This is a genomic window from Enterobacter sp. 200527-13 (genome assembly GCF_027924865.1).
GTDB lineage: Bacteria > Pseudomonadota > Gammaproteobacteria > Enterobacterales > Enterobacteriaceae > Enterobacter > Enterobacter ludwigii.
Map to the genome: position 1 here is coordinate 113,968 of NZ_BSCM01000001.1, position 24,828 is coordinate 138,795.

The 24,828-nt window shown below is 54.1% G+C and carries 24 protein-coding genes; 10 read left to right on the top strand and 14 right to left on the bottom strand.

Annotation, left to right across the window (positions count from 1 at the left end):
- Positions 1–3 precede the first annotated feature (3 nt).
- The 4 genes from ribD to thiL all read left to right on the top strand — a co-directional run bounded on the left by ribD (position 4) and on the right by thiL (position 3,156).
- The gene (gene ribD / locus QMG44_RS00555) at positions 4–1,107 is read left to right on the top strand and encodes a bifunctional diaminohydroxyphosphoribosylaminopyrimidine deaminase/5-amino-6-(5-phosphoribosylamino)uracil reductase RibD (protein WP_063435362.1); all 1,104 of its coding nucleotides are present in this window, start codon (positions 4–6) and stop codon (positions 1,105–1,107) included.
- An 87-nt stretch (positions 1,108–1,194) separates the two neighbouring features.
- Positions 1,195–1,665, top strand: a complete 471-nt coding sequence (gene ribE, locus QMG44_RS00560; protein ID WP_006176874.1) for a 6,7-dimethyl-8-ribityllumazine synthase — start codon at positions 1,195–1,197, stop codon at positions 1,663–1,665.
- Positions 1,666–1,686: 21 nt separating this feature from the next.
- A complete protein-coding gene (nusB, locus tag QMG44_RS00565) occupies positions 1,687–2,106 on the top strand; it encodes a transcription antitermination factor NusB (protein ID WP_006809908.1) in 420 nt (139 codons plus the stop codon).
- Positions 2,107–2,184: 78 nt separating this feature from the next.
- A complete protein-coding gene (gene thiL, locus QMG44_RS00570; protein WP_086532879.1) occupies positions 2,185–3,156 on the top strand; it encodes a thiamine-phosphate kinase in 972 nt (323 codons plus the stop codon).
- A gap of 81 nt (positions 3,157–3,237) precedes the next feature.
- Here the strand turns inward: thiL and QMG44_RS00575 are convergent, their stop codons facing one another.
- The 4 genes from QMG44_RS00575 to xseB all read right to left on the bottom strand — a co-directional run bounded on the left by QMG44_RS00575 (position 3,238) and on the right by xseB (position 7,306).
- Positions 3,238–4,212: an aldo/keto reductase gene (locus QMG44_RS00575; RefSeq protein ID WP_086532878.1), complete on the bottom strand. Its 975-nt coding sequence runs from the start codon at positions 4,210–4,212 to the stop codon at positions 3,238–3,240.
- Between the two features lie 64 nt (positions 4,213–4,276).
- Positions 4,277–6,139, bottom strand: a complete 1,863-nt coding sequence (gene dxs / locus QMG44_RS00580) for a 1-deoxy-D-xylulose-5-phosphate synthase (protein ID WP_281852982.1) — start codon at positions 6,137–6,139, stop codon at positions 4,277–4,279.
- Between the two features lie 24 nt (positions 6,140–6,163).
- The gene (gene ispA / locus QMG44_RS00585) at positions 6,164–7,063 is read right to left on the bottom strand and encodes a (2E,6E)-farnesyl diphosphate synthase (protein ID WP_014168855.1); all 900 of its coding nucleotides are present in this window, start codon (positions 7,061–7,063) and stop codon (positions 6,164–6,166) included.
- Positions 7,064–7,306: an exodeoxyribonuclease VII small subunit gene (xseB, locus tag QMG44_RS00590; RefSeq protein WP_008503331.1), complete on the bottom strand. Its 243-nt coding sequence runs from the start codon at positions 7,304–7,306 to the stop codon at positions 7,064–7,066.
- A gap of 312 nt (positions 7,307–7,618) precedes the next feature.
- Here xseB and thiI point away from each other — a divergent pair, with 312 nt between their 5' ends.
- Positions 7,619–9,067, top strand: a complete 1,449-nt coding sequence (thiI, locus tag QMG44_RS00595; protein WP_014168857.1) for a tRNA uracil 4-sulfurtransferase ThiI — start codon at positions 7,619–7,621, stop codon at positions 9,065–9,067.
- 45 nt (positions 9,068–9,112) lie between these two features.
- On the opposite strand, the gene yajL is transcribed toward thiI, so the two are convergent.
- Positions 9,113–9,706: a protein deglycase YajL gene (gene yajL / locus QMG44_RS00600; protein ID WP_020885217.1), complete on the bottom strand. Its 594-nt coding sequence runs from the start codon at positions 9,704–9,706 to the stop codon at positions 9,113–9,115.
- Positions 9,669–10,580, bottom strand: a complete 912-nt coding sequence (gene panE / locus QMG44_RS00605; protein ID WP_014168859.1) for a 2-dehydropantoate 2-reductase — start codon at positions 10,578–10,580, stop codon at positions 9,669–9,671. Before panE ends, yajL begins: the two co-directional genes overlap by 38 nt.
- 203 nt (positions 10,581–10,783) lie before the next feature.
- Here panE and QMG44_RS00610 point away from each other — a divergent pair, with 203 nt between their 5' ends.
- Positions 10,784–11,275 carry a YajQ family cyclic di-GMP-binding protein gene (locus QMG44_RS00610; protein WP_020885215.1) on the top strand — a complete coding sequence of 164 codons (492 nt, stop codon included), beginning with the start codon at positions 10,784–10,786 and terminating at the stop codon, positions 11,273–11,275.
- A 32-nt stretch (positions 11,276–11,307) separates the two neighbouring features.
- On the opposite strand, the gene QMG44_RS00615 is transcribed toward QMG44_RS00610, so the two are convergent.
- The 8 genes from QMG44_RS00615 to QMG44_RS00650 form a co-directional block, all read right to left on the bottom strand.
- On the bottom strand, positions 11,308–12,669 hold the full coding sequence (locus QMG44_RS00615) for an MFS transporter (protein ID WP_032681561.1): 1,362 nt from the start codon (positions 12,667–12,669) through the stop codon (positions 11,308–11,310).
- Positions 12,670–12,818: 149 nt separating this feature from the next.
- Positions 12,819–13,706, bottom strand: a complete 888-nt coding sequence (gene cyoE / locus QMG44_RS00620; RefSeq protein WP_014168862.1) for a heme o synthase — start codon at positions 13,704–13,706, stop codon at positions 12,819–12,821.
- Between the two features lie 11 nt (positions 13,707–13,717).
- Entirely contained in the window at positions 13,718–14,044 is a 327-nt protein-coding gene (locus QMG44_RS00625) for a cytochrome o ubiquinol oxidase subunit IV (protein WP_006176899.1), read from the bottom strand.
- On the bottom strand, positions 14,044–14,658 hold the full coding sequence (locus QMG44_RS00630) for a cytochrome o ubiquinol oxidase subunit III (RefSeq protein ID WP_014168863.1): 615 nt from the start codon (positions 14,656–14,658) through the stop codon (positions 14,044–14,046). Before QMG44_RS00630 ends, QMG44_RS00625 begins: the two co-directional genes overlap by 1 nt.
- The gene (gene cyoB / locus QMG44_RS00635) at positions 14,648–16,639 is read right to left on the bottom strand and encodes a cytochrome o ubiquinol oxidase subunit I (protein ID WP_014168864.1); all 1,992 of its coding nucleotides are present in this window, start codon (positions 16,637–16,639) and stop codon (positions 14,648–14,650) included. Before cyoB ends, QMG44_RS00630 begins: the two co-directional genes overlap by 11 nt.
- A 16-nt stretch (positions 16,640–16,655) precedes the next feature.
- Entirely contained in the window at positions 16,656–17,603 is a 948-nt protein-coding gene (cyoA, locus tag QMG44_RS00640; protein ID WP_008503322.1) for a cytochrome o ubiquinol oxidase subunit II, read from the bottom strand.
- 479 nt (positions 17,604–18,082) lie between these two features.
- Entirely contained in the window at positions 18,083–19,558 is a 1,476-nt protein-coding gene (gene ampG, locus QMG44_RS00645) for a muropeptide MFS transporter AmpG (RefSeq protein ID WP_063156389.1), read from the bottom strand.
- Between the two features lie 46 nt (positions 19,559–19,604).
- A complete protein-coding gene (locus QMG44_RS00650; protein WP_014168866.1) occupies positions 19,605–20,183 on the bottom strand; it encodes a lipoprotein in 579 nt (192 codons plus the stop codon).
- Between the two features lie 304 nt (positions 20,184–20,487).
- Here QMG44_RS00650 and bolA point away from each other — a divergent pair, with 304 nt between their 5' ends.
- The 4 genes from bolA (at position 20,488) to clpX (ending at position 24,719) form a co-directional block, all read left to right on the top strand.
- The gene (gene bolA, locus QMG44_RS00655) at positions 20,488–20,805 is read left to right on the top strand and encodes a transcriptional regulator BolA (RefSeq protein ID WP_013095855.1); all 318 of its coding nucleotides are present in this window, start codon (positions 20,488–20,490) and stop codon (positions 20,803–20,805) included.
- A gap of 330 nt (positions 20,806–21,135) precedes the next feature.
- Complete coding sequence (gene tig / locus QMG44_RS00660) at positions 21,136–22,434, top strand: trigger factor (RefSeq protein WP_014168868.1); 1,299 nt, start codon at positions 21,136–21,138, stop codon at positions 22,432–22,434.
- 260 nt (positions 22,435–22,694) lie between these two features.
- Complete coding sequence (gene clpP / locus QMG44_RS00665) at positions 22,695–23,318, top strand: ATP-dependent Clp endopeptidase proteolytic subunit ClpP (RefSeq protein ID WP_020885210.1); 624 nt, start codon at positions 22,695–22,697, stop codon at positions 23,316–23,318.
- 126 nt (positions 23,319–23,444) lie between these two features.
- Positions 23,445–24,719 carry an ATP-dependent protease ATP-binding subunit ClpX gene (gene clpX, locus QMG44_RS00670; RefSeq protein WP_281852983.1) on the top strand — a complete coding sequence of 425 codons (1,275 nt, stop codon included), beginning with the start codon at positions 23,445–23,447 and terminating at the stop codon, positions 24,717–24,719.
- The last annotated feature ends 109 nt before the right edge of the window (positions 24,720–24,828 follow it).

Consider the following 24,828-nt stretch of genomic DNA (forward strand, 5'->3'; position numbering starts at 1 on the left):
CTCATGCAGGATGAGATTTACATGGCGCGAGCCATGAAGCTGGCGCAGCGCGGTCGTTTTACCACCCATCCCAACCCTAACGTCGGGTGCGTCATTGTCAACGATGGCGAGATCGTGGGCGAAGGGTTTCACTACCGTGCCGGTGAGCCCCATGCCGAAGTTCATGCCCTGCGCATGGCCGGCGAAAAGGCGCGCGGTGCAACGGCCTACGTGACGCTGGAACCCTGCAGCCACCACGGTCGTACCCCGCCGTGCTGCGAAGCACTGATTGCAGCGGGTGTCGCGCGCGTTGTCGCGGCGATGCAGGATCCCAATCCGCAGGTTGCCGGACGCGGCCTGTATCGACTGCAGCAGGAAGGGATTGACGTCAGTCACGGTCTGATGATGCAGGATGCAGAAGCGATCAACAAAGGCTTCCTGAAGCGCATGCGCACCGGGTTCCCGTACATTCAGCTTAAGCTTGGGGCCTCACTGGATGGTCGCACGGCGATGGCGAACGGCGAGAGCCAGTGGATCACCTCTGCGCAGGCAAGGCGCGATGTGCAACGTCTGCGCGCGCAAAGCCATGCTATCCTCACCAGCAGTGAAACGGTTCTGGCTGATAATCCTGCCATGACCGTGCGCTGGGATGAACTGAATGCCGATACCCAGGCGTGCTACCCGCAAGAAAACCTGCGTCAGCCGCTGCGTATTGTCATCGATAGCCAGAATCGCATCACGCCTGCGCACCGCATCGTGCAACAGCCGGGCGAAACCTGGATTGCACGCACGCAGGACGATGCGCGTGAATGGCCGCAAGGCGTACGCAGCATCATGGTGCCAGAGCATAACGGGCACCTCGACTTAGTGGTGCTGATGATGCTGCTTGGTAAGCAACAGGTGAACAGTATCTGGGTAGAAGCGGGACCGACGCTGGCCGGCGCGCTGCTGCAGGCCGGGCTGGTGGATGAGCTGATTGTCTACGTAGCACCTAAACTGTTGGGTACCGATGCGCGTGGTCTGTTTGTGCTGCCGGGTCTTGAAAAACTTGGCGATGCACCACAACTCAAATTTAGCGAGATTCGTCCGGTGGGCCCGGATGTCTGCCTCCATTTAACGCCAGCGTAATTGCTCCTGAAATAGGGAAGCAGTGCGCAAAGTATTATGATAAAATCCGCCCCCCTGCGGGGCCAAATGAACCCGTAAAGGAAGAGTATGAACATTATTGAAGCTGCTGTAGCTACCCCGGACGCTCGCGTCGCCATCACCATTGCGCGTTTCAACAACTTCATCAACGACAGCCTGCTGGAAGGTGCCATTGACGCCCTGAAACGTATCGGTCAGGTTAAAGATGACAACATTACCGTTGTTTGGGTTCCAGGTGCTTATGAACTGCCACTGGCAGCGGGCGCGCTGGCGAAAACCGGTAAATACGACGCGGTGATTGCGCTGGGTACCGTTATTCGTGGCGGCACTGCACACTTCGAATACGTTGCAGGCGGTGCAAGCAATGGTCTGGCACACGTTGCGCAGGATGCAGAAATTCCTGTCGCGTTTGGCGTGCTGACTACCGAAAGTATTGAACAAGCCATTGAGCGCGCTGGTACCAAAGCCGGTAACAAAGGTGCAGAAGCTGCACTGACCGCGCTTGAAATGATCAATGTGTTGAAAGCCATTAAGGCCTGATTTTTTTGTAAGGGGAATTCCGTGAAACCTGCTGCTCGTCGCCGCGCCCGTGAATGTGCCGTCCAGGCACTTTACTCCTGGCAGTTGTCCCAGAACGACATCGCTGATGTTGAATACCAGTTCCTGTCAGAACAGGACGTGAAAGACGTTGACGTTCTGTACTTCCGTGAACTGCTGTCGGGAGTGGCGACTAATAGCGCGTATCTCGATGGTCTGATGAAGCCATACCTGTCCCGTCTGCTCGAAGAGCTGGGTCAGGTTGAGAAAGCAGTGTTGCGTATCGCGCTGTTTGAGTTGTCTAAACGTGATGATGTGCCGTACAAAGTGGCCATCAACGAAGCGATCGAACTGGCGAAAACCTTCGGCGCTGAAGACAGCCATAAATTTGTAAACGGCGTGCTGGATAAAGCCGCACCTGCGATCCGTCCCCACAAAAAGTGATCCGCAAACCGGAGTTTTGCATTGCCTGCCGGGCAGTGCGGCTCCGGTTTTTTTATTTAATTTGCTGAGGCATAACGTATGGCATGCGGCGAATTCTCCCTGATTGCCCGTTATTTCGACCGTGTCAGAACCTCTCGTCTTGATGTTGAAACCGGCATTGGCGATGACTGCGCACTTCTCAATATTCCCGAAAAACAGACGCTGGCAATCAGCACCGACACCTTAGTGTGCGGACGTCATTTTTTACCTGATATCGATCCCGCCGATCTGGCGTATAAAGCGCTGGCGGTCAACGTAAGCGATTTAGCGGCCATGGGCGCCGATCCCGCGTGGCTGACGCTGGCGTTGACGTTGCCCGAGGTGGATGAAGACTGGCTTGAAGCCTTTAGCGATGCGCTGTTTGATCAGCTCAACTACTACGATATGCAGCTGATTGGCGGTGACACCACTGCCGGGCCGCTGTCGATGACGCTTGCGATCCACGGCTATGTCCCGCTGGGCCGGGCGCTGAAACGCTCGGGCGCAAAGCCGGGCGACTGGATCTACGTGACCGGCACGCCGGGCGACAGCGCCGCAGGGCTGGCAATCCTCCAGGACCGCTTACGCGTCAAGGATGCCGACGATGCGGCATATCTGGTGAAACGCCATCTGCGCCCAATGCCGCGTATTTTGCACGGCCAGGCGCTGCGCGAGCGGGCAAGCTCGGCTATCGATCTCTCTGACGGGCTTATCTCCGATCTCGGCCATATTCTGAAGGCCAGCGGTGTGGGCGCGCGCATAGATCTGGATCTGTTCCCACTGTCAGAGCCATTGCTTCGCCATGTGGAACCTGAGCAGGCTCTGCGCTGGGCGCTCTCCGGCGGCGAAGATTATGAGCTGTGCTTTACCGTACCGGAGCTGAACCGGGGAACGCTGGACGTGGCGCTAGCTCACCTTGGGGCGAAGTTTACCTGTATCGGACAGATTATGCCGGAAAGCGAAGGGCTGAAATTTGTGCGTGATGGCGCGCCGGTTACGCTTGACTGGAAGGGTTACGACCACTTTGCGTGATTCGTCGGCCGGGTAGCGCTGCGCTTACCCGGCCGATGGGTTTTGTTCCCTCTCCTTTTGGGAGAGGGGCAGGGCGTGGGCTTACTTAAACCCGACCACCGGATGCTGCTGGTACGGCGTTTCCAGCTCGGCGACTTGCTCAGGCGTCAGCGTTAAATCAACGGCACTCAACAACTCGTCCAGCTGTTCTTCCCGCGATGTACCGATAATCGGTGCCGCGACTCCGCGTTTGCTCAGCAACCACGCCAGCGCTACCTGCGCACGCGTGGCACCGGTATCATCGGCAATCCCCGCTAAACGTTCGGCGATCAACGCATCGCTGGCTTCCGTATCTTCGTACAAGGTTTTACCGAATGCATCCGACACCGAGCGGGCAGTGGTCTCTCCCCAAGGTCGGGTGAGGCGTCCGCGCGCCAGGGGACTCCATGGGATCACCGCTACACCTTCCTGATAGCAGAGCGGCAGCATCTCGCGCTCTTCTTCGCGATAGATAAGGTTGTAGTGATCCTGCATGGTGACAAACCGTGCCCAGCCGTGTTGCGCCTGAAGGTCAAGCGCTGAGGCAAACTGCGAAGCGTGCATAGACGATGCGCCGATGTAACGCGCCTTCCCGGCCTTAACCACATCGTTAAGGGCTTCCAGCGTCTCTTCAATCGGCGTGTTGTAATCCCAGCGGTGGATCTGCAGCAGATCGACATAATCCATATTCAGGCGCCGGAGGCTGTCATCAATGGATCGCAGGATTTGTGCACGGGAAAGGCCTTCAGGCAAATCACCCACCTGGTGATATACCTTAGTGGCGACGACCACATCGTCACGGCGGGCAAAATCGCGCAGGGCGCGGCCGACAATCTCTTCGCTGCTGCCGTCGGAGTAACTGTTGGCAGTATCAAAAAAGTTAATCCCGCCGTCGAGTGCGCGTTTGATGATAAGGCGGCTGCTCTCTTCCGGCAGCGTCCAGGCGTGATTTCCCCGGTCTGGCTCGCCAAAGGTCATGCATCCCAGGCAAAGTCGGGAAACCTGAAGGTCTGTTTTTCCTAATGTCGTGTATTGCATGGTTCCGCTCCTGCTTTTTTAAACAATACGTTTAAGCATAGCAGGAGCGGAAAAGGGGGAGGGATCAGGCAAGCCAGGAACGGATTTTCGACTCAATGCCGGCCGCATCCAGGCCAATCGCCGCACGGGCTTCGTCCTGGGTGCCTTGCGGAATGAAATGATCCGGCAGACCAAGGTTCAGTACCGGCACGGCTTTACGGTTAGCCATCAGCACTTCGTTCACGCCGCTGCCCGCACCGCCCATGATGGCGTTTTCTTCCAGCGTGACCAGCACGTCATGAGATTCCGCCATGCTCAGGATCAGGGCCTCGTCGAGCGGCTTCACAAAGCGCATATCCACGAGGGTCGCATTCAGCGCTTCAGCCACTTTCGCGGCCTCCGGCATCAGCGTACCAAAGTTCAGGATCGCCACTTTCTCACCGCGACGTTTCACCAGACCTTTACCTATCGGCAGTTTTTCCAGCGGCTGCAGTTCAACGCCGACGGCATTGCCGCGCGGGTAGCGCACCGCACTAGGGCCATCCTGATAGTGGTAGCCGGTAAACAGCATCTGACGACATTCGTTCTCATCGCTTGGCGTCATGATGACCATATCCGGGACGCAGCGCAGGAACGACAGGTCAAATGCCCCCTGGTGCGTCTGGCCGTCAGCACCCACAATGCCTGCGCGGTCGATAGCAAACAGGACCGGCAGCTTCTGGATGGCAACGTCATGGATCACCTGGTCGTAGGCGCGTTGCAGGAAGGTGGAATAAATGGCGACAATCGGGTTATAACCGCCAATCGCCAGGCCTGCCGCAAAGGTCACCGCGTGCTGCTCGGCAATGGCAACGTCAAAATACTGGTCCGGGTATTTTTTGGAGAACTCCACCATGCCAGAACCTTCACGCATGGCCGGGGTGATCGCCATGAGCTTATTGTCTTTAGCGGCGGTTTCACACAGCCAGTCGCCAAAGATTTTTGAATAGCTCGGCATGCCGCCGCTGCTTTTGGGCAGGCAACCGCTGCTCGGGTCGAATTTCGGTACCGCGTGGAAGGTGATGGGATCTTTTTCCGCCGGTTCGTATCCACGGCCTTTTTTGGTCATGATATGCAGGAACTGTGGGCCTTTCAGGTCACGCATGTTTTTCAGCGTGGTGACAAGCCCCAGAACGTCATGCCCGTCCACCGGACCAATATAATTAAAGCCCAGCTCTTCAAACAGCGTACCCGGCACGACCATGCCTTTGATGTGTTCTTCGGTGCGTTTAAGCAGTTCTTTGATTGGCGGTACGCCGGAGAAGACTTTTTTTCCGCCTTCACGCAGTGAGGAGTAAAGCTTGCCGGAGAGCAACTGCGCCAGATGGTTGTTCAGCGCGCCCACGTTTTCGGAAATCGACATTTCGTTATCATTAAGGATAACCAGCATCTCTGGCTTGATATCGCCCGCGTGGTTCATGGCCTCAAAGGCCATACCGGCAGTGATCGCCCCATCGCCAATGACGCAGACGGTACGACGCTGTTTATTCTCTTTTTCGGCTGCCACCGCAATACCGATACCCGCAGAAATCGAGGTGGAGGAGTGTCCGACGCTTAATACGTCGTACTCGCTCTCGCCACGCCATGGGAACGGATGCAGGCCGCCTTTCTGACGAATGGTGCCAATTTTATCGCGACGTCCGGTCAGAATTTTATGCGGATAGGCCTGGTGGCCGACATCCCAGATGAGCTGATCGAACGGCGTGTTATAGACATAGTGCAGCGCCACGGTCAGCTCTACCGTGCCAAGCCCGGAGGCGAAATGGCCGCTGGAGCGGCTTACGCTGTCGAGCAGGTAGCGACGCAGCTCATCGCACAGCTTCGGCAGGCTCTCTTTCGGCAACAGGCGTAACTCCTGGGTGGAGTCAACTAACGCCAGTGTCGGGTATTTGGCAATATCAAAACTCATCAAAGGCTCATCGAGATAGTGTGTTTATTTATCACGCTGGATTATATAGTCCGCTAGCGCTTCCAGTGCCGAAGTATCCAGTGATTGCGCGGCCAGTTGATTCAGCGACTGGCGGGCATCCTCTATCAGATCCCGGGCTTTACGTTGGGCTTGCTCAAGACCCAGCAGGGCGGGGTAGGTACTTTTGCCAAGCTGCTGATCCGCACCCTGACGTTTACCCAATGTTGCAGTATCGCCCACCACATCCAGAATGTCATCCTGAACCTGGAATGCCAGACCGATACTTTCTGCGTATCTGTCCAGTATCGGCAGGGCTTTGCGCCCCTGTTCACCCGCGCTCAGGGCGCCCAGACGAACGGCTGCACGAATCAATGCGCCCGTTTTATGGCGATGAATACGCTCCAGCTGTTCCAGATTAACCTGACGTCCTTCCGCTTCCAGATCCAGTGCCTGACCGCCACACATACCGGCGACGCCGCTGGCCATTGCCAGTTCAGAAATCATTGACAGACGGTCACGGTCGGCCACTTCGGCCATCGGCGCATCGCTCAGAATCGAGAACGCCAGGGTTTGCAGGGCATCCCCCGCCAGAATGGCATTCGCTTCGCCAAACTTGATGTGGCAGGTAGGCTGGCCACGACGCAGATCGTCGTCGTCCATGGCCGGCAAATCATCATGGATCAGCGAGTAGGCATGGATGCACTCAACGGCGGCTGCCGGGGCATCCAGCGTGTTAGCGCTGATACCAAACATGTTGCCCGTGGCGTAGACCAGAAACGGACGCAGGCGCTTTCCACCCAAGAGTGCGCCATAGTGCATGGCTTCAACCAGTGGAGTGTTCTGAAAAGGCTGTGGCTCAATAAAACGGCGCAGCGCATCGTTGGCACGCGCGACGCATGCCTGAAGCTCGTTGGCGAAATCCATTTACTCGGCGTCCGGTGTGAATGGCGTAGTTTTAGCGTCTTCGCTGTCGGACAGCAGGATCTGCACGCGCTGCTCGGCCTGCTGCAGTTTGACCTGCCCCTGGCGCGCCAGCTGCACGCCGCGCTCGAATTCATTGAGCGCCTCTTCCAGCGGTAAATCGCCGCTCTCAAGGCGGGTGACAATCTGCTCCAGCTCACTCAGCGCAGTTTCAAAACTGGCCGGTGCGTCGTTCTTCTTCGGCATAGTGAATTGACTCTTATATTCTCAGCCCCGACATGGTAACGGACTCGGGGCAATTATCAAATAACGCGCAATGTGCACAGGAGCGGCGTGAAGATGATATACTTGCGCGCCTGGATGCAGCCACGGGTGTGGGCTGCTATACACGTCATCCTTCAGGTTGTCTCTGTTTGGGCTACGTTTGCGCCTTTCCGTTACTTACTCGCGTAAGCTTGCGGGGGGCTGTGACTCGCCGCGTTGATGCCACCTGAATGATTTTGTGTATATTTCATTTTCCATTACAAGCCTTAAGCTTGCCTAAGAAACATTGCCGCCATGAAGTTTATCATTAAATTGTTCCCTGAAATCACCATCAAAAGCCAATCTGTGCGTTTGCGCTTTATTAAAATTCTCACCGGGAACATTCGTAACGTATTAAAACACTACGACGAAACGCTCGCCGTGGTGCGTCACTGGGACCACGTTGAGGTTCGCGCGAAAGATGAAAACAAACGTCAGGATATTCGCGACGCGCTGACCCGTATTCCGGGCATTCACCATATTCTGGAAGTGGAAGACGTTCCTTACACCTCCCTGCATGACATTTTTGAAAAAGCGCTGGTGCAGTACCGCGATCAGATTGAAGGCAAAACCTTCTGCGTGCGCGTGAAGCGTCGTGGTAAGCATGAGTTTAGCTCCATTGAAGTGGAGCGCTATGTGGGGGGCGGCCTCAATCAGCACGTTGAGAGCGCCCGCGTGCGCCTGACTAACCCGGATGTGACCGTAAACCTGGAGATCGAAAACGATCGCCTGCTGCTGGTGAAAGGCCGTTATGAAGGTATCGGCGGTTTCCCAATCGGCACGCAGGAAGATGTCCTGTCGCTGATCTCCGGCGGTTTCGACTCCGGTGTTTCCAGCTATATGCTGATGCGCCGCGGCTGCCGCGTACACTACTGCTTCTTTAACCTGGGCGGTGCGGCGCATGAAATCGGCGTGCGTCAGGTCGCGCATTATCTGTGGAACCGCTTCGGCAGCTCCCACCGCGTGCGTTTTGTGGCGATCAACTTTGAGCCAGTGGTCGGCGAAATCCTTGAAAAAGTGGACGACGGTCAGATGGGCGTGGTGCTGAAGCGCATGATGGTGCGTGCAGCGTCCAAAGTGGCGGAGCGCTACGGCGTGCAGGCGCTGGTCACCGGTGAAGCGCTGGGCCAGGTCTCCAGCCAGACTCTGACCAACCTGCGTCTTATCGACAACGTATCGGATACCCTGATCCTGCGTCCGCTGATCTCCTACGATAAAGAGCACATCATCGATCTGGCGCGCAAAATCGGTACCGAAGATTTTGCCCGCACCATGCCGGAATACTGCGGTGTGATCTCAAAAAGCCCGACCGTCAAAGCGGTGAAGGCGAAAATCGAAGCCGAAGAAGAGAACTTCGATTTCGGCATTCTGGAGAAGGTGGTGGCGGAAGCGACCAACATCGATATCCGCGAGATTGCCCAGCAGACCGAGCAGGAAGTAGTTGAAGTTGAAACCGTCAGCGGTTTCGGTGCCAACGACGCGATTCTGGATATCCGTTCCATTGATGAACAGGATGACAAACCACTGCAGGTTGAAGGCGTGGACGTGGTTTCCCTGCCGTTCTACAAGCTGAGCACCAAATTTGGCGATCTCGACCAGAGCAAAACGTATCTGCTGTGGTGCGAGCGCGGGGTGATGAGCCGTCTGCAGGCACTGTATCTGCGCGAGCAGGGCTTTGCGAATGTGAAGGTCTATCGCCCTTAACCGTTTGCCGGGTGGCGGCTTCGCTTACCCGGCTTTCTTTACACGCTACGCTTCGTAAAAATTATAAATCCCCGCCGCCATCACTAACGACGACGCCACCTCGTAGGCTTTCTCACGCCCGACCAGCAGGTCGATAATCTTCAGTCCAAAATCGATCGCGGTACCCGGCCCCTGGCTGGTGAGCAGATTGACGCGCGGATCCCAGACCACACGTTTATCCACCCATTGCTCTTCAGGAATGGTCTCTTTCAGTCCCGGGAAACCGGTCATATTCCCGATTGGGAAAATATTATGCGGCACCAGAACCGTGCCGGCTGCGGCACAAATTGCCGCAACGATGCGCCCCGACAGATGGAATTGCCTGACGGTTTCGACCAGGAGCGGGCTGTCGCGAAAATACTCCGCGCCCTTCAGGCCACCCGGCAGTACGATGATGTCGTAATCCCCGTCGGCCACCTGCACAAGCGGTGCATCGGCGAGGATTTTAACGCCGCGTGAACAGGTGATGGTCAGATTACCGTCGCTGGCGACGCTGGCGGTGGTCACGTTAATGCCGCCGCGCACCATCAAATCAATGGTGGTGACGGCTTCTGTCTCTTCGCTACCAGGGGCGAGGCAGATCAGTGCTGACGCGCTCATATTCACTCTCCTTACGTTTAACCAGGTCATACAGACGGGCATTTTCCGGCACGGCAATGCCGTGGGCGCGGGCGCGTTTAAGCAAATAGCCCGTGATGTAATCAATCTCTGTGTGGCGTAATGCCCGAATGTCCTGCAACATCGAGGAGATGTTTTCTGCAGTACTTTCAATTACCTGCTCAACATAATAGCGTAAATCCTCCGCCGAGGTATGCAGGCCTTCACGTTCGATAACCGAGGCAACCTCCGCGCACAGGGTGGCAATTTCCTGCGGATGATTTTTCAGCTCCCCGTTCGGGCAGTTCCACAGCGCCGTTAGCGGATTGATCACGCAGTTAACCGCCAGCTTGCGCCACAGCTGCGGGCGGATAGTGTCATGCCAGGCCACGTCCGGCAGCACCTTCTGCAGAACATCCGCCAGATAGCTGTAGTCGCCATCCTGCGTACGGGCGGGGCCCATGTGCGTTACGCCGCTGGCGACATGCACGATAATGTTGCCATCGCGGCGTGCAGCGTGCGTGGTGGTCGCCATCAACAAGGGATGCGGGATGCTTTTCAGCTCATCAATGGTTCCCATGCCGTTATGCAGCAACAGGATAGGGGAGTCTGGGGGAAGTTGCGCGGCCAGCGTCTTTACCGCATCTGAAACCTGCCATGCTTTGAGCGTGACCAGCAGCAGATCGCTTTGCGCCAGAAAATCCGGATCGTTCGCGGTGAGTGATTCGTTGAATATACTTCCGTCTTCGTCAATCAGGTTCACACTGCAATAGGGCTGGGGCACGCGCAGCCAGCCCTGTACCTCATGTCCGTGCTTGCAAAGCGCGGTCAGCCATAGCTGTCCAAGGGCTCCGCATCCGAGCACTGTAATTTTCATTGTTCCTCCTCACCTGCAACTGCGCCAGGTGTTACGGCCTAAGTATAGCGCCGTCAGCTAAGCTTCTGTTGAGTAAACCCTGTGACATCTGTGCGGTGTTTCCTCACGTGAGCGGCCAGGGATAGCTGCAACTCGAATTATTTGGGGTATCTGCCTTGTAGCGGGTATTATGCAACGCAACAAAAATGAAGGGAGAAGAAAAGATGCCATCTTTCGATATTGTTTCCGAAGTTGATATCCAGGAAGTCCGCAACGGCGTTGAAAACGCAAGCCGTGAAGTTGAGTCACGTTTCGACTTTCGTGGCGTTGAGGCAACTTTCGAGCTGAACGATGCGAATAAGACCATTAAGGTCCTGAGCGAATCTGATTTCCAGGTTAACCAGCTGCTGGATATTCTGCGCGCCAAGCTGCTTAAACGCGGCATTGAAGGCACCTCACTGGATGTACCAGACGAGTTTGTGCATAGCGGTAAAAACTGGTTTGTCGAAGCCAAACTGAAGCAGGGTATTGAGAGCGCGGTTCAGAAGAAGATCGTTAAGCTCATCAAGGACAGCAAGCTGAAGGTTCAGGCGCAAATCCAGGGTGAAGAAATTCGTGTGACCGGTAAATCCCGCGATGACCTGCAGGCCGTTATGGCGCTGGTACGTGGCGGCGATCTGGGGCAGCCGTTCCAGTTCAAGAACTTCCGCGATTAAGACAAAAATGCCCGGTTTTACCGGGCATTTTTTCAGGCTTTGAGAGCCTGCTCGATTTCGAAGCGGTTAGTCACTTTACTGTCTATTTTGACGTAAGCGCTGCGCTCTTGTGGGGCAATAAGCACTTCACTTACCCCCTCTGTTGCTTCAAGACGCTGTTTTAGCGCGTCGGTAATCTCAACATCCTCAGGAATTTCGACCCGCAGACTGCTGACGTAGCGCGGCTCTTTCATGCTGCTGGCGACCAGCAGCCAGACCATCGCCAGCAGTGCGCCCGCAAGGAACACGGTTTGCGAATCAAACAGGCCATCCACCCAGCCGCCGAGCGAGCCCCCGATAGCCACGCCGATAAACTGGCTGGTGGAGTAGATCCCCATTGCTGTGCCTTTATAGCCGGCCGGGGACTCCTTGCTAATCAGCGACGGCAGCAGGGCTTCCATCAGGTTAAAGGCCAGGAAGAAGAGCTGCACGCCGGCCACCAGTTCCCAGAAGTGCGGGCCGGATCCCCAGAGCACAATCTCGGCAATCAGCAGCACCGCCACGCAGCCAATGAAGACGCGCTTCATCTTGCGTTTCACTTCGGCGTAGATGATGAACGGCACGACCGAGACGAACGAAATCAGCATGGTCACCAGATAGATTTTCCAGTGCTCCGCGGCAGGGAAGCCCGCGGCGGCAAGCTGACCGGGCAGGGCGACAAAGGTCGACATCAGCAGGATGTGCAGACACATAATGCCGAAGTTAAGTTTAAGCAGGCGCGGTTCCACCAGCACTTTGCTGAAGCAGCCTTTCACCATCCCGGATTCACGGTTAAGGACGTGGTTTTTGCTGTCCGGCACCACCCAAAGGGTCAGCGCAATACCGACGGTCGCCAGCACGGCAATCATCCAGAACAGGGCATGCAGACCGAGTTTATGAGTGATGATAGGCCCGAGCACCATTGCAATCGCAAAAGTGACGCCAAAGCTCACGCCGATAAACGCCATCGCTTTGGTGCGATTCTGCTCACGCGTTAAGTCTGACAGCAGCGCCATCACGGCGGCGGCAATCGCACCAGAGCCCTGCAGGGCGCGACCAAGAATAATTCCCCAGATGGAATGGGAGAGGGCGGCTATCACGCTGCCGAGCACAAAAATAAGCAGGCCGCCGACAATCAGCGGTTTACGGCCAACCCGATCCGAGAGCAGGCCAAATGGGATCTGAAATACCGCCTGAGCCAGACCGTAGATGCCAATCGCCAGGCCAATCAGCGCTTCGCTGGCACCCTGAAGCGCCATGCCGTACGTGGTCAGAACAGGCAGGACCATAAACATGCCAAGCATCCGTAGCGAGAAAACAGTCCCTAAACCCCAGGTCGCGCGCAATTCGCCTGGCGTCATTTTATAATCGTTCATTACCACCTCAATTCAAAAGCAGGCCATAGTGTAGTGCGGGGAAGGGGCGGGGTAAATAAAGGGTTATTTAACAAATATTACATGCGTTATTAATGGATTCGATGAATAAAAAAGGGTGCCGAAGCACCCTTTTATTCACCTGGTGTGACTTACCAGACGTAAGTCAGCAGGTTGTGTGAATCAGGCACCATGAAATCCACGGACATCATCACCGACAGCGAAGTGATAGCGACAATGGAGAACACGAACAGCTTACGTGCCCAGACCTTGTCATCTTCCACTTTGTAGCCGCGCAGGGCCATGCCGAGCCACCAGACGCTCACCGCAGCCGCTACCGCCAGGTATTTGTACCCGGCGTAACCGCCCAGAGAGAGCATCAGCGTTGCCACGGCAAAGGCGATGATGTACAGCGTGATGTGGTTTTTAGCCACGGAAATGCCCTTCACGACCGGCAGAACCGGGATGTTCGCTGCCTGATAATCCTTAAAGCGGAAAATCGCGATGGCATAGGAGTGCGGCATCTGCCACAGGCTAAAGATAGCCAGCAGGATCAGCGCACCGCTGTCGAACTCGTTCGTGACGGCGCAGTAGCCAATCACCGGCGGCGCAGCGCCGGAGAGAGAACCAATCAGCGTTCCGTAGACGGAGTGGCGTTTCATATACAGGCTGTAAACGCCCACATAGACGACGAACCCCATCACCCCCAGCCAACAGGCCAGAGGATTAGCGCCAAACCACAGCAGCATAAAGCCAGCAATACCCAGCAAGGTGGCGTACACCAGCGAGACGGAAGGGGCGATCAGGCCTTTAACCAGCACCCGATTTTTAGTCCTTTCCATCTTCTTGTCGATATCCATGTCGATGTAGTTGTTAAATACACAACCGGATGCAACAACCAGCGACACACCGACCAGCGTAGCGATAAAGAGGGTGTAATCGATGCTGCCTTTAGAGGCCAGCAGGAACCCCCCAATTACGGAGATCAGGTTGCCAAAGATGATGCCTGGTTTCGTGACTTGCAGGTATTGCTTAAACATACTCGCCGCTCTTAGTGAACCATCATGTTGTAGTTAAGGTTCCACATAATCCAGATGGAACCGACTACCAGGATAGCGATGATAATCACGGTAAAGATGAAAGCCGTCATGTTCCAGCCTTCATCGGACTTGGTGTTCATGTGCAGGAAGCAAACCAGATGCACCAGAATCTGAATCACCGCGGTTACCAGGATTGCACCCAGAATAACTGGCTTAGACGCAGAACCGCTCATCACCATCCAGAACGGGATCACCGTCAGAATGATCGACAGGATGAAACCTGTCATATAGGTTTTTACGCTACCGTGGGAAGCGCCATGATCGTTTGAATGACTCATTACATCGCCCCCATCAGATATACAACAGAGAACACACAGATCCACACAACGTCCAGGAAGTGCCAGAACAGGCTCAGGCACAGGATACGCGTGCGGTTAGTGCTGGTCAGGCCACGACGGGAGATCTGGAACATCAGTACTGCCATCCAGATCAGACCAGACGTTACGTGCAGACCGTGGGTCCCGACCAGTGCGAAGAACGCAGACAGGAAGCCACTACGATCCGGCCCGAAGCCTTCCATAATCAGGTGATGGAATTCATAGATTTCCATCCCGATAAAGCCAGCACCAAACAGCCAGGTCAACGCCAGCCAGGAGACAACCTGGCTCTTGTTGTTTTTGTACATGGCGATAGCCGCCATGCCGTAGGTGATGGAGCTGAACAGCAGCAGCGCGGTTTCTACCAGAACGAACGGCAGTTCAAAGATGTCCTTGCCAGCCGGGCCGCCCGCAGTGCCGTTCACCAGAACGGCATACGTTGCGAACAGACAGCAGAACAGAATGCAGTCGCTCATCAGGTAGATCCAGAAACCGAAGACTTTTGTCGGTCCTGTATCGTGGTGCGCATGTTCATGCGCGTGGGCAGTAGAGTGCGCCAAAGTATCAGTTGCCATTTTTCAGCCCCGCTTTAGAAATCTCATCGAAATGCTGGTTTTCCAGTTTTTCGACTTCACGGACTGGTACGTAGTAGTCTACGTCCTCGTCAAAGCTCTTCACAATCCAGCTGATTACGATGCCGGCGAAGCCAACAATCGCCATCCACCAGATGTGCCAGATCATTGCGAAGCCAAATACCGTTGCGAAGGCGGCAATAACAATGCCCGCACCGCTGTTTTTCGGCATGTGGATCTCTTCGTAATGAGCAGGTTGCTTGTACGCTTCACCTTTTTCTTTCATTTCCCAGAATGCGTCGCGTTCATGGACCTGCGGCACAATAGCGAAGTTATAGAACGGTGGTGGAGAAGAGGTTGCCCACTCCAGCGTACGGCCACCCCATGGGTCACCGGTCAGGTCACGGTTCTGATCGCGGTCGCGAATGGAAACGTAGAACTGAATCAGCTGAGACGCGATACCACAAGCAATCAGCACGGCACCGCCCGCTGCAACCATCAGCATTGGGTGGAACTGTGGATCAATCTGCTGGCTCAGACGACGGGTCATACCCATGAAGCCCAGCACGTACAGCGGCATAAATGCAACGAAGAAGCCGATGATCCAGAACCAGAATGCGCGTTTACCCCATTTTTCGTTCAGGGTGAAACCGAACGCTTTTGGCCACCAGTAGGTTACGCCAGCGAAGCAGCCGAAGACCACACCACCGATGATAACGTTATGGAAGTGCGCAATCAGGAACAGACTGTTGTGCAGAACGAAGTCAGCACCCGGTACCGCCAGCAGTACACCGGTCATCCCACCCACGGAGAAGGTGACGATGAAGCCGATAGTCCACAGCATTGCTGAGTGGAACACGATACGGCCCTGGTACATGGTGAACAGCCAGTTGAAGATCTTAACCCCGGTAGGGATTGCGATAATCATGGTTGTAATACCGAAGAAGGCGTTTACGTTCGCGCCAGCACCCATGGTGAAGAAGTGGTGCAGCCAAACGATGAACGACAGAACGGTAATACACACGGTTGCCCACACCAGAGAGGTGTAACCAAACAGACGTTTACGCGAGAAGGTTGCTGCGATTTCGGAGAACACACCGAAGACCGGCAGAACCAGGATGTACACTTCCGGGTGACCCCAGGCCCAAATCAGGTTGATGTACATCATCATGTTGCCACCCATATCGTTGGTAAAGAAATGGGTGCCCAGGTAGCGGTCCAGGGTCAGCAGCGCGATGGTGACGGTCAGAATTGGGAATGATGCAATAATCAGGATGTTGGCGCACAGAGATGCCCAGGTAAATACCGGCATCTTGAACATGGTCATGCCAGGGGCACGCATCTTGATAATGGTCACGAAGAAGTTGATACCGGTCAGGGTTGTACCGACACCGGAGAGCTGAAGTGCCCAAATCCAGTAATCGACGCCAACGCCCGGACTGTACTCAATTCCCGAAAGCGGCGGGTAAGCCAGCCAGCCGGTCTGAGCAAATTCGCCCACACCCAGTGACAGGTTAACCAGGATAACGCCGACAACCGTGAACCAGAAGCTCAGGTTGTTCAGGAACGGGAACGCTACGTCGCGCGCGCCGATTTGCAGCGGAACGACAACGTTCATCAGACCGATAACCAGCGGCATCGCCACGAAGAAGATCATGATAACGCCGTGGGCGGTAAAGATCTGGTCGTAGTGATGCGGCGGCAGGAAGCCGGCTTCACCCGCAGACGCGAGTGCCTGCTGGCTACGCATCATGATAGCATCCGCAAAGCCACGAATTAACATGACGATACCGACGATGCAGTACATGATACCCAGTTTTTTGTGGTCAACCGAAGTCAGCCACTCGTTCCACAGGTAGCTCCACTTACCGAAGTAAGTGATCAAGGCCAGTAAGGCTGCGCCACCGATGATAATTGCAGCAACCGTAACCACGATAATGGGTTCATGGTAGGGCACTGCATCCAGTGTCAATTTTCCGAACATTTTCTTCCTCGGCCCCTTAGTGAGCGGTTTCCGCGTGGCTCATGTCCATGCCTTCCATACCTTCGTGTGCGCTATGCTCACCTTCAGGCTGGGTCATGTCCATGCTCTTGCCGTGATCCATAAATTTGCCAATAACGTCTTTGAACAAATCTGGTTTCACGTTAGAGAAGTACTCCACCTTGTTATATTCGCTAGGTGCTGCCACTTTTTCGAACGCCGCCATGTCAGACATGGTGTTTGGAGACTGCTTCGCTTTTTCAACCCACTGGTCGAAAGCGGCACGGTCTGGCGTCGCGATAGCTTTGAACTTCATACCTGAGAAGCCCGGGCCGCTATAGCTGGCGGAGATACCATCGTAGGTGCCTGCTTCATTCGCGATCAGGTGCAGGTTAGTCTGCATACCGGCCATCGCGTAAATCTGGCTACCCAGACGTGGGATGAAGAAGGAGTTCATTACGGAGTTGGAGGTCACTTTGAACTGAACCGGAGTGTTCGCCGGGAAGGCGATTTCATTCACGGTGGCAATGCCCTGTTCCGGATAGATGAAGAACCATTTCCAGTCCATGGAGACCACTTCAATGGTAATCGGTTTTTCATCGTGAACCAGCGGCTTGCTTGGCTCAAGTGCGTGAGTGGTTTTCCATGTCAGTACGGCAAGGAACAGGATGATCAGGATAGGTACCGTCCAGACCACAGCTTCCACTTTATTGGAGTGTGACCAGTTAGGGCTATACTTCGCATCTTTATTGCTCGCACGATACTTCCAGGCGAAACCAACAGCCATCAAAATGGCTGGAATAACCACAATCAACATCAGGCCAAAAGCCGTCAATATCAGTGAACGTTGTTCCAGTCCAATCTGTCCTTTGGGGTCAAGTAGTGCAGAATCGCAGCCACTGAGTAATACAGTGCCTGCGAATAATGACAACCATCCCAAACTTTTATTGTATTTCCTGAGTCTCATTTAACGACCTCAATTCCACGGGAGTCTGGTGGCGTTTAAAGTGTGGGGGCATTTTACGGGAAGGTTACATTACTGTAAACATCATTAGACCTGTGTCAGGAAGGTGTTACCGGGTTCTGCCGCACATGTCACAAGTGTTGCAAATTATGTCGCTTTTTAAGACGTAAGCCGCATGGCATGGGCTTTATAACGAAAGGACCCCCAAGCATACCCTAAAAGGGGCAATTGGTATAACCATTGTGAAAAATAAACAAAAAATTAACAATTAATTATCAATAAAAAGACAACTAAAAAACGAAAAATCAAACTCTCTGCTGCTGAATCGTTTAATGAAAAATAGCGTTCTGCAATTGACTCCAATAATTTCCGAATCCTATCCCGCACAAAACAACAAATATTTTTTTTAGCGGCTGGCGGCTATTTCACCGTTATAATTTCGGTTCGTGATTACAACGGGAAATAACCTTTCGGATTTTACTTCAGGTTAACTGCGTTTTACGCAGCGCCATGAAATCGAGCAGCCCGCCAGTCAGGATGCCGGCAACCGCCAGCAGCGCGCCGGCATCCAGCAGAAGCGCTTCGAGAGGCAGTACCAGAGAGGTGGTGGCATTAATAATGAGCACCACGAGCCACAGCACCAGGGCAAAGCAACCCGCCATTAACAGTCGTAACGCAAAACGGTAAGCGCGATGATATTCCGTGCGTGGCATAAAGTGTTCTGTTCGCTGGGTATATTCCAGCGTCTGGCGACAGACCAGTAACAATAAGAGCCCAGGCACTGCCGCTACCACGGAGAAGAGGTAGAACGTTGGCCAGCCATGGGCTTCAACAAACCAGCCGGCAATCGGCCCGACATACACGCGACCAACGGCGGAAAGCGCCGAGAGCAGAGCGAACTGCGTCGCGGAAAACGATTTGTTGCACAGGGTCATCAGCAGGGCAACAAACGCCGCTGTCCCCATACCGCCGCACAGGTTTTCAAAAAACACCGCGGCGCCCATGCTGATCATATGCTTATCCGTCACCGACAGCAGCCAGTAACCGGCGTTCGATGCCCCCTGCAGGATGCCGAAGATCAGCAGTGCGCGAAAGAGCGTCAGACGCTGCATTAATACGCCGCCGTAAAGGGCTCCGACAATAGTCGCAAACAACCCGAGCGTTTTGTTCACCACGCCGACTTCGCCGGCATCAAACCCGACCCCGCGAATAAGGAAGGTGGTGGTCAGGCTCATCGCGAAGGCATCGCCGAGCTTATAAAGGACGATTAACAGCAGGATAAGCCAGGCGTTGTTGCGGCCAAAGAAGTCGCGAAGAGGTTCGGCAACGGCCTGCTCCAGAGAACGTGGAACCGGGATCACATCGCTCGGTTCGGGGGCGAGCAGGGTAGCAATAATACAGGGGATCAACAGGGCGGCCATCAGCCAGTACATGCCCTGCCAGCCGAGATAACGGTCGGCCACCCACAGCGCCAGACCACCGGATACCAGCATGCCCAGACGATAGCCCAGCACGCTAATGGCTGCGCCGGCTCCCCGCTCTTCTGCAGGCAACACGTCCGTCTTCCATGCATCAAAAACGATATCCTGCGAGGCAGAACAGAAGGCGATTACCACCGCAAGGGCGGCCATCCAGCGAAGCTGCGTCGTGGGTTCAAGAAAGCCCATCGCCGCGATTGCGAGCAGCAACAGGACCTGGGTCATCACTAACCAGCCGCGACGACGGCCCAGGAACGGCGGGGTATAACGGTCCATCACCGGCGACCACAGGAACTTAAAGACGTAAGCCTGGCCGACGAGGGAGAAGAAACCAATGGTTTTGAGATCGATATTCTCGACGGTCATCCAGGCCTGCAGCGTGCCGGAGGTGAGGGCGAGAGGTAAACCGGAGGCGAAACCAAGGATCAGCAGGATGGCTGATTTGGGTTGCTGGAAAATGCGTAAGTAATGACTCGACATGTTCATATAAAACTGACCCGGTGAAACACCGGGTCAGGAAGCGGGATTAACGCGCGTTTTGCTTGATGAAGTCGTGGATGCTGGTGTCCTGCGCCATATCGGAAATGGTGTCAGTCAGCACGCTGTTAACCGCGTTAGCAATATTTTTGTTGGACGCCTGGAACGCGCCTTCAACAGAGTAGCTCGCACGGTAGTTTTTGGTCATCTTGTTGCCGTTCTTCGCGGTCGCGATGATGGCGATATCCGCTTTGGTGGAGATGTTGTAGCGAACGTTACCCTGGGACACGTCAGCGTACAGGTTGTTCACGATGATCTGCAGATCAACCGCACCGCTTGGGCCAATCATATAGCCGCGGGAAGTCATCTGTTTCTCGAGCACTTCCTGCAACAGGAAGCGCAGGTCGCGTGAGGCGGTCAACGTCACCTGCTGGTTGTCGCGGGTCACTTTAGCCAGGGCTTGATCCTGACGCTGATCGGCACCGTTAATGCTCACGGTTACGCCCATCAGGCTAGGATCCTGCTGAGGCAGGGTAATCTTAGGGGAGACATCAATGGTTGTAGGCGGGGTAGCGCAGCCTGCCAGCATAAAAAGTGCTACCAACGGAAAGAAGAGTTTTTTTAACATTTTCAGGTTCTCAACGAATCGTAAGCATTACAGAGAAAAATTGCCGCCATCATAACATCGCTAACGGCCAGGGGAAGTGGTCAACGCATGTAAATTCATCGCCTTGTCCGAAAACTGACCAGCCCCGCCTTTTTCTCCACGCGCGAAGGTCAAAAGGTATGAGTCTCACAGTGAACTTCATTCGTCTGAATGAGAAAATAAGACGAAAGCTAAATATTTGTTGTCTTGTTGTAATGGAAACGGTAAAAGCGGCTAATATTTAAAGGGATGGGTGACATCCTGGCGTTGTCGGAGGAGTGATTTCATGATGATACGTGAACAGATAGAAGATAAATTAAGGGCAGCGTTCAACCCTGTGTTCCTCGAAGTCGTCGACGAAAGCTATCGTCATAACGTGCCGGCAGGTTCTGAAAGCCACTTTAAAGTGGTTCTGGTCAGCGATCGCTTCACGGGAGAACGTTTCCTGAACCGACATCGCTTGATCTACAGCACCTTGACGGAAGAACTCTCCACAACCGTACATGCGCTGGCATTGCACACCTATACCATTAAGGAATGGGAAGGCTTGCAGGATACGGTATTTGCATCGCCGCCGTGTCGCGGCGCAGGCACCATCGCCTGATAAATCGGATTTGCAACGGCTGGAGCTTTTCCAGTATGTTGCATACAGATTTCCTCAAAACGGCCTCCGGGCCGTTTTGTTTTGTCTGAGTTTTGAGCGGATGGTGCGTTTTTAAGGCTAAAAATAGCCTTAAAGTGTGAAAAAAGCCGCAGCAACATGCCCCAACCGTTCTCGACTCACCTAAGTGATGCCGCTATAATGCCGCGTCTTAATGAATGTCTTCGGGATGATTCTGGCGACAGGGAATGTGAATCTGCACTAAGAGAGCATCCCGGTATAACAGACAGATTCAGAGTTGACCGAGCACTGTGATTTTTTTGAGGTAACAAGATGCAAGTTTCAGTTGAAACCACTCAAGGCCTTGGCCGCCGTGTAACGATTACTATCGCTGCTGACAGCATCGAAACTGCTGTGAAAAGCGAGCTGGTCAACGTAGCAAAAAAAGTACGTATTGACGGCTTCCGTAAGGGCAAAGTACCGATGAATGTTGTTGCTCAGCGTTATGGCGCTTCCGTGCGTCAGGATGTGCTGGGTGAACTGATGAGCCGCAACTTTATTGATGCGATCATCAAAGAAAAAATTAATCCGGCCGGTGCGCCGAATTACGTTCCAGGCGAATACAAACAGGGCGAAGACTTCACCTACTCTGTAGAGTTCGAAGTGTACCCGGAAGTTGAGCTGAAAGGTCTGGAATCTATCGAAGTTGAAAAACCTGTTGTTTCCGTGACTGACGAAGACGTTGACGGCATGCTGGACACTCTGCGTAAGCAGCAGGCGAACTGGAAAGAGAAAGAAGGTGCTGTTGACGCGGAAGACCGTGTGACCATCGACTTCACCGGTTCTGTAGACGGCGAAGAGTTCGAAGGCGGTAAAGCGTCTGACTTCGTACTGGCAATGGGCCAGGGTCGTATGATCCCAGGCTTCGAAGACGGTATCAAAGGTCACAAAGCGGGCGAAGAGTTCACCATCGACGTGACCTTCCCGGAAGAGTACCACGCTGAAAACCTGAAAGGTAAAGCAGCGAAGTTCGTTATCAACCTGAAGAAAGTTGAAGAGCGCGAACTGCCTGAACTGACTGAAGAATTCATCAAGCGTTTCGGCGTGGAAGATGGTTCTGTAGCCGGTCTGCGTACCGAAGTGCGTAAAAACATGGAACGTGAGCTGAACGGCGCTGTACGTAACCGTGTGAAATCTCAGGCGATTGACGGTCTGGTAAAAGCGAACGAAATCGACGTTCCGGCTGCCCTGATTGACAGCGAAATCGACGTTCTGCGCCGTCAGGCTGCACAGCGTTTCGGTGGCAACCAGCAGCAAGCGATGGAACTGCCACGCGAGCTGTTCGAAGAGCAAGCTAAACGCCGCGTTGTTGTTGGCCTGCTGCTGGGCGAAGTGATTCGTACCCACGAGCTGAAAGCTGACGAAGAGCGTGTGAAAGGCCTGATCGAAGAGATGGCTTCTGCATACGAAGATCCATCAGAAGTGATCGAGTTCTACGGTAAGAACAAAGAGCTGATGGACAACATGCGCAATGTTGCACTGGAAGAGCAGGCTGTTGAAGCGGTACTGGCGAAAGCGAAAGTGACCGAAAAAGCGACCTCTTTCAACGAACTGATGAACCAGCAGGCGTAATTTCGCCCCCAGGGTTTAAAGTTTGAACAAAAAACCCGTTGCCTTCCGGCGACGGGTTTTTTTTATCACGGCTTTACCCCAGGAAGAGTGCTAAAACGCCCTTTCAGTGTTAGCGTAACAACAAAAGGTTGTTATGCTTGAAATAGGGCAGTATGAACCCCATAAGTGTGTAATCACGATGATTGAGACTGGCTGATAATCCGTCCGTAAGGTTACAATCAGTACAGCAGGTGTTTTCAATTTTGATCCAGGAGACGGAAATGTCATACAGTGGCGAACGAGATAACTTTGCACCCCATATGGCTCTGGTGCCAATGGTTATTGAACAGACCTCACGTGGTGAGCGTTCTTTTGATATCTATTCCCGTCTGCTCAAGGAGCGCGTTATCTTTTTGACCGGCCAGGTGGAAGACCACATGGCTAACCTGATCGTGGCGCAGATGCTGTTTCTGGAAGCGGAAAACCCGGAAAAAGACATTTACCTGTACATTAACTCCCCGGGCGGCGTGATCACGGCAGGTATGTCCATTTATGACACCATGCAATTCATCAAGCCAGATGTCAGCACTATCTGTATGGGTCAGGCTGCATCTATGGGTGCGTTCCTGTTAACCGCAGGGGCTAAAGGTAAGCGTTTTTGCCTGCCAAATTCCCGCGTGATGATTCACCAGCCGCTGGGGGGTTATCAGGGGCAGGCGACGGATATTGAAATCCACGCCCGCGAAATTCTGAAAGTAAAAGCGCGCATGAATGAACTTATGGCGCAGCATACGGGTCAATCTCTTGAGCAGATCGAGCGCGATACCGAGCGCGATCGTTTCCTCTCTGCCTCTGAGGCTGTTGAGTACGGCTTAGTCGACTCCGTTTTGACCCATCGTAATTGATGCCCGTGACGCGAGTGTGCCGCTATACTCAGGTAGGGCGGCATGTTGCTAAAAGCAGCTTGCGTCTGAAAATGGCATTTGCGTCGTCATGTGCGGCACAAAGAACTTAAAAAGAGGTTTGGACTCATGACAGATAAACGCAAAGATGGTTCGGGCAAACTGCTGTACTGCTCTTTTTGCGGCAAAAGCCAGCATGAAGTGCGTAAACTGATTGCCGGGCCGTCCGTGTATATCTGCGACGAATGTGTTGACTTATGTAACGACATTATTCGCGAAGAGATTAAAGAAGTAGCACCTCACCGCGAGCGCAGCGCGCTGCCAACGCCGCATGAAATTCGTCATCATCTTGACGACTATGTCATCGGTCAGGAGCAGGCGAAAAAAGTGCTCGCCGTGGCGGTATACAACCACTATAAACGCCTGCGTAACGGTGATACCAGCAATGGCGTAGAACTGGGTAAAAGTAATATTCTGCTGATCGGCCCAACCGGCTCCGGTAAAACGCTGCTGGCTGAAACGCTGGCGCGTCTGCTGGATGTTCCGTTCACAATGGCCGATGCCACCACCCTGACCGAAGCCGGTTATGTGGGTGAGGACGTAGAAAACATCATCCAGAAACTGCTGCAGAAATGCGATTACGATGTACAGAAAGCGCAGCGCGGGATTGTTTATATCGATGAGATCGACAAGATCTCCCGTAAATCTGACAACCCGTCCATCACCCGTGACGTATCGGGTGAGGGCGTGCAGCAGGCGCTGCTGAAGCTGATTGAAGGTACGGTTGCAGCCGTTCCACCGCAGGGTGGCCGTAAACATCCTCAGCAGGAGTTCCTGCAGGTTGATACGTCCAAGATCCTGTTCATCTGTGGTGGTGCGTTTGCCGGTCTGGATAAAGTGATCTCTCACCGTGTTGAAACCGGCTCCGGCATTGGTTTTGGCGCGACGGTGAAAGCCTCGTCCGAAAAGCCGAACGAAGGCGAGTTGCTGTCACAGGTTGAGCCAGAAGACTTGATCAAGTTTGGTCTGATTCCTGAGTTCATTGGCCGTCTGCCTGTTGTGGCAACGCTGAACGAACTGAGTGAAGACGCGCTGATCCAGATCCTGAAAGAGCCGAAAAATGCGCTGACCAAGCAGTATCAGGCGCTGTTCAATCTGGAAGGCGTTGAGCTGGAATTCCGTGACGAAGCGCTGGACGCGATTGCCAAGAAAGCGATGATCCGTAAAACCGGTGCGCGTGGCCTGCGTTCTATCGTGGAAGCGGCGCTGCTTGACACCATGTACGATCTGCCGTCGATGGAAGATGTTGAGAAAGTGGTGATTGATGAGTCGGTCATTAGCGGCCAGAGCAAGCCATTGCTGATTTATGGCAAGCCGGAAGCGCAACAGGCATCTGGCGAATAATTCACCAAATCATACAAGCAGTTAATCAAAAAGGGGGGATTTTATCTCCCCTTTTATTTTTCCGTATACGTGGCGTTGAATGTGTGGGAAACATCCCCATATACTGGAT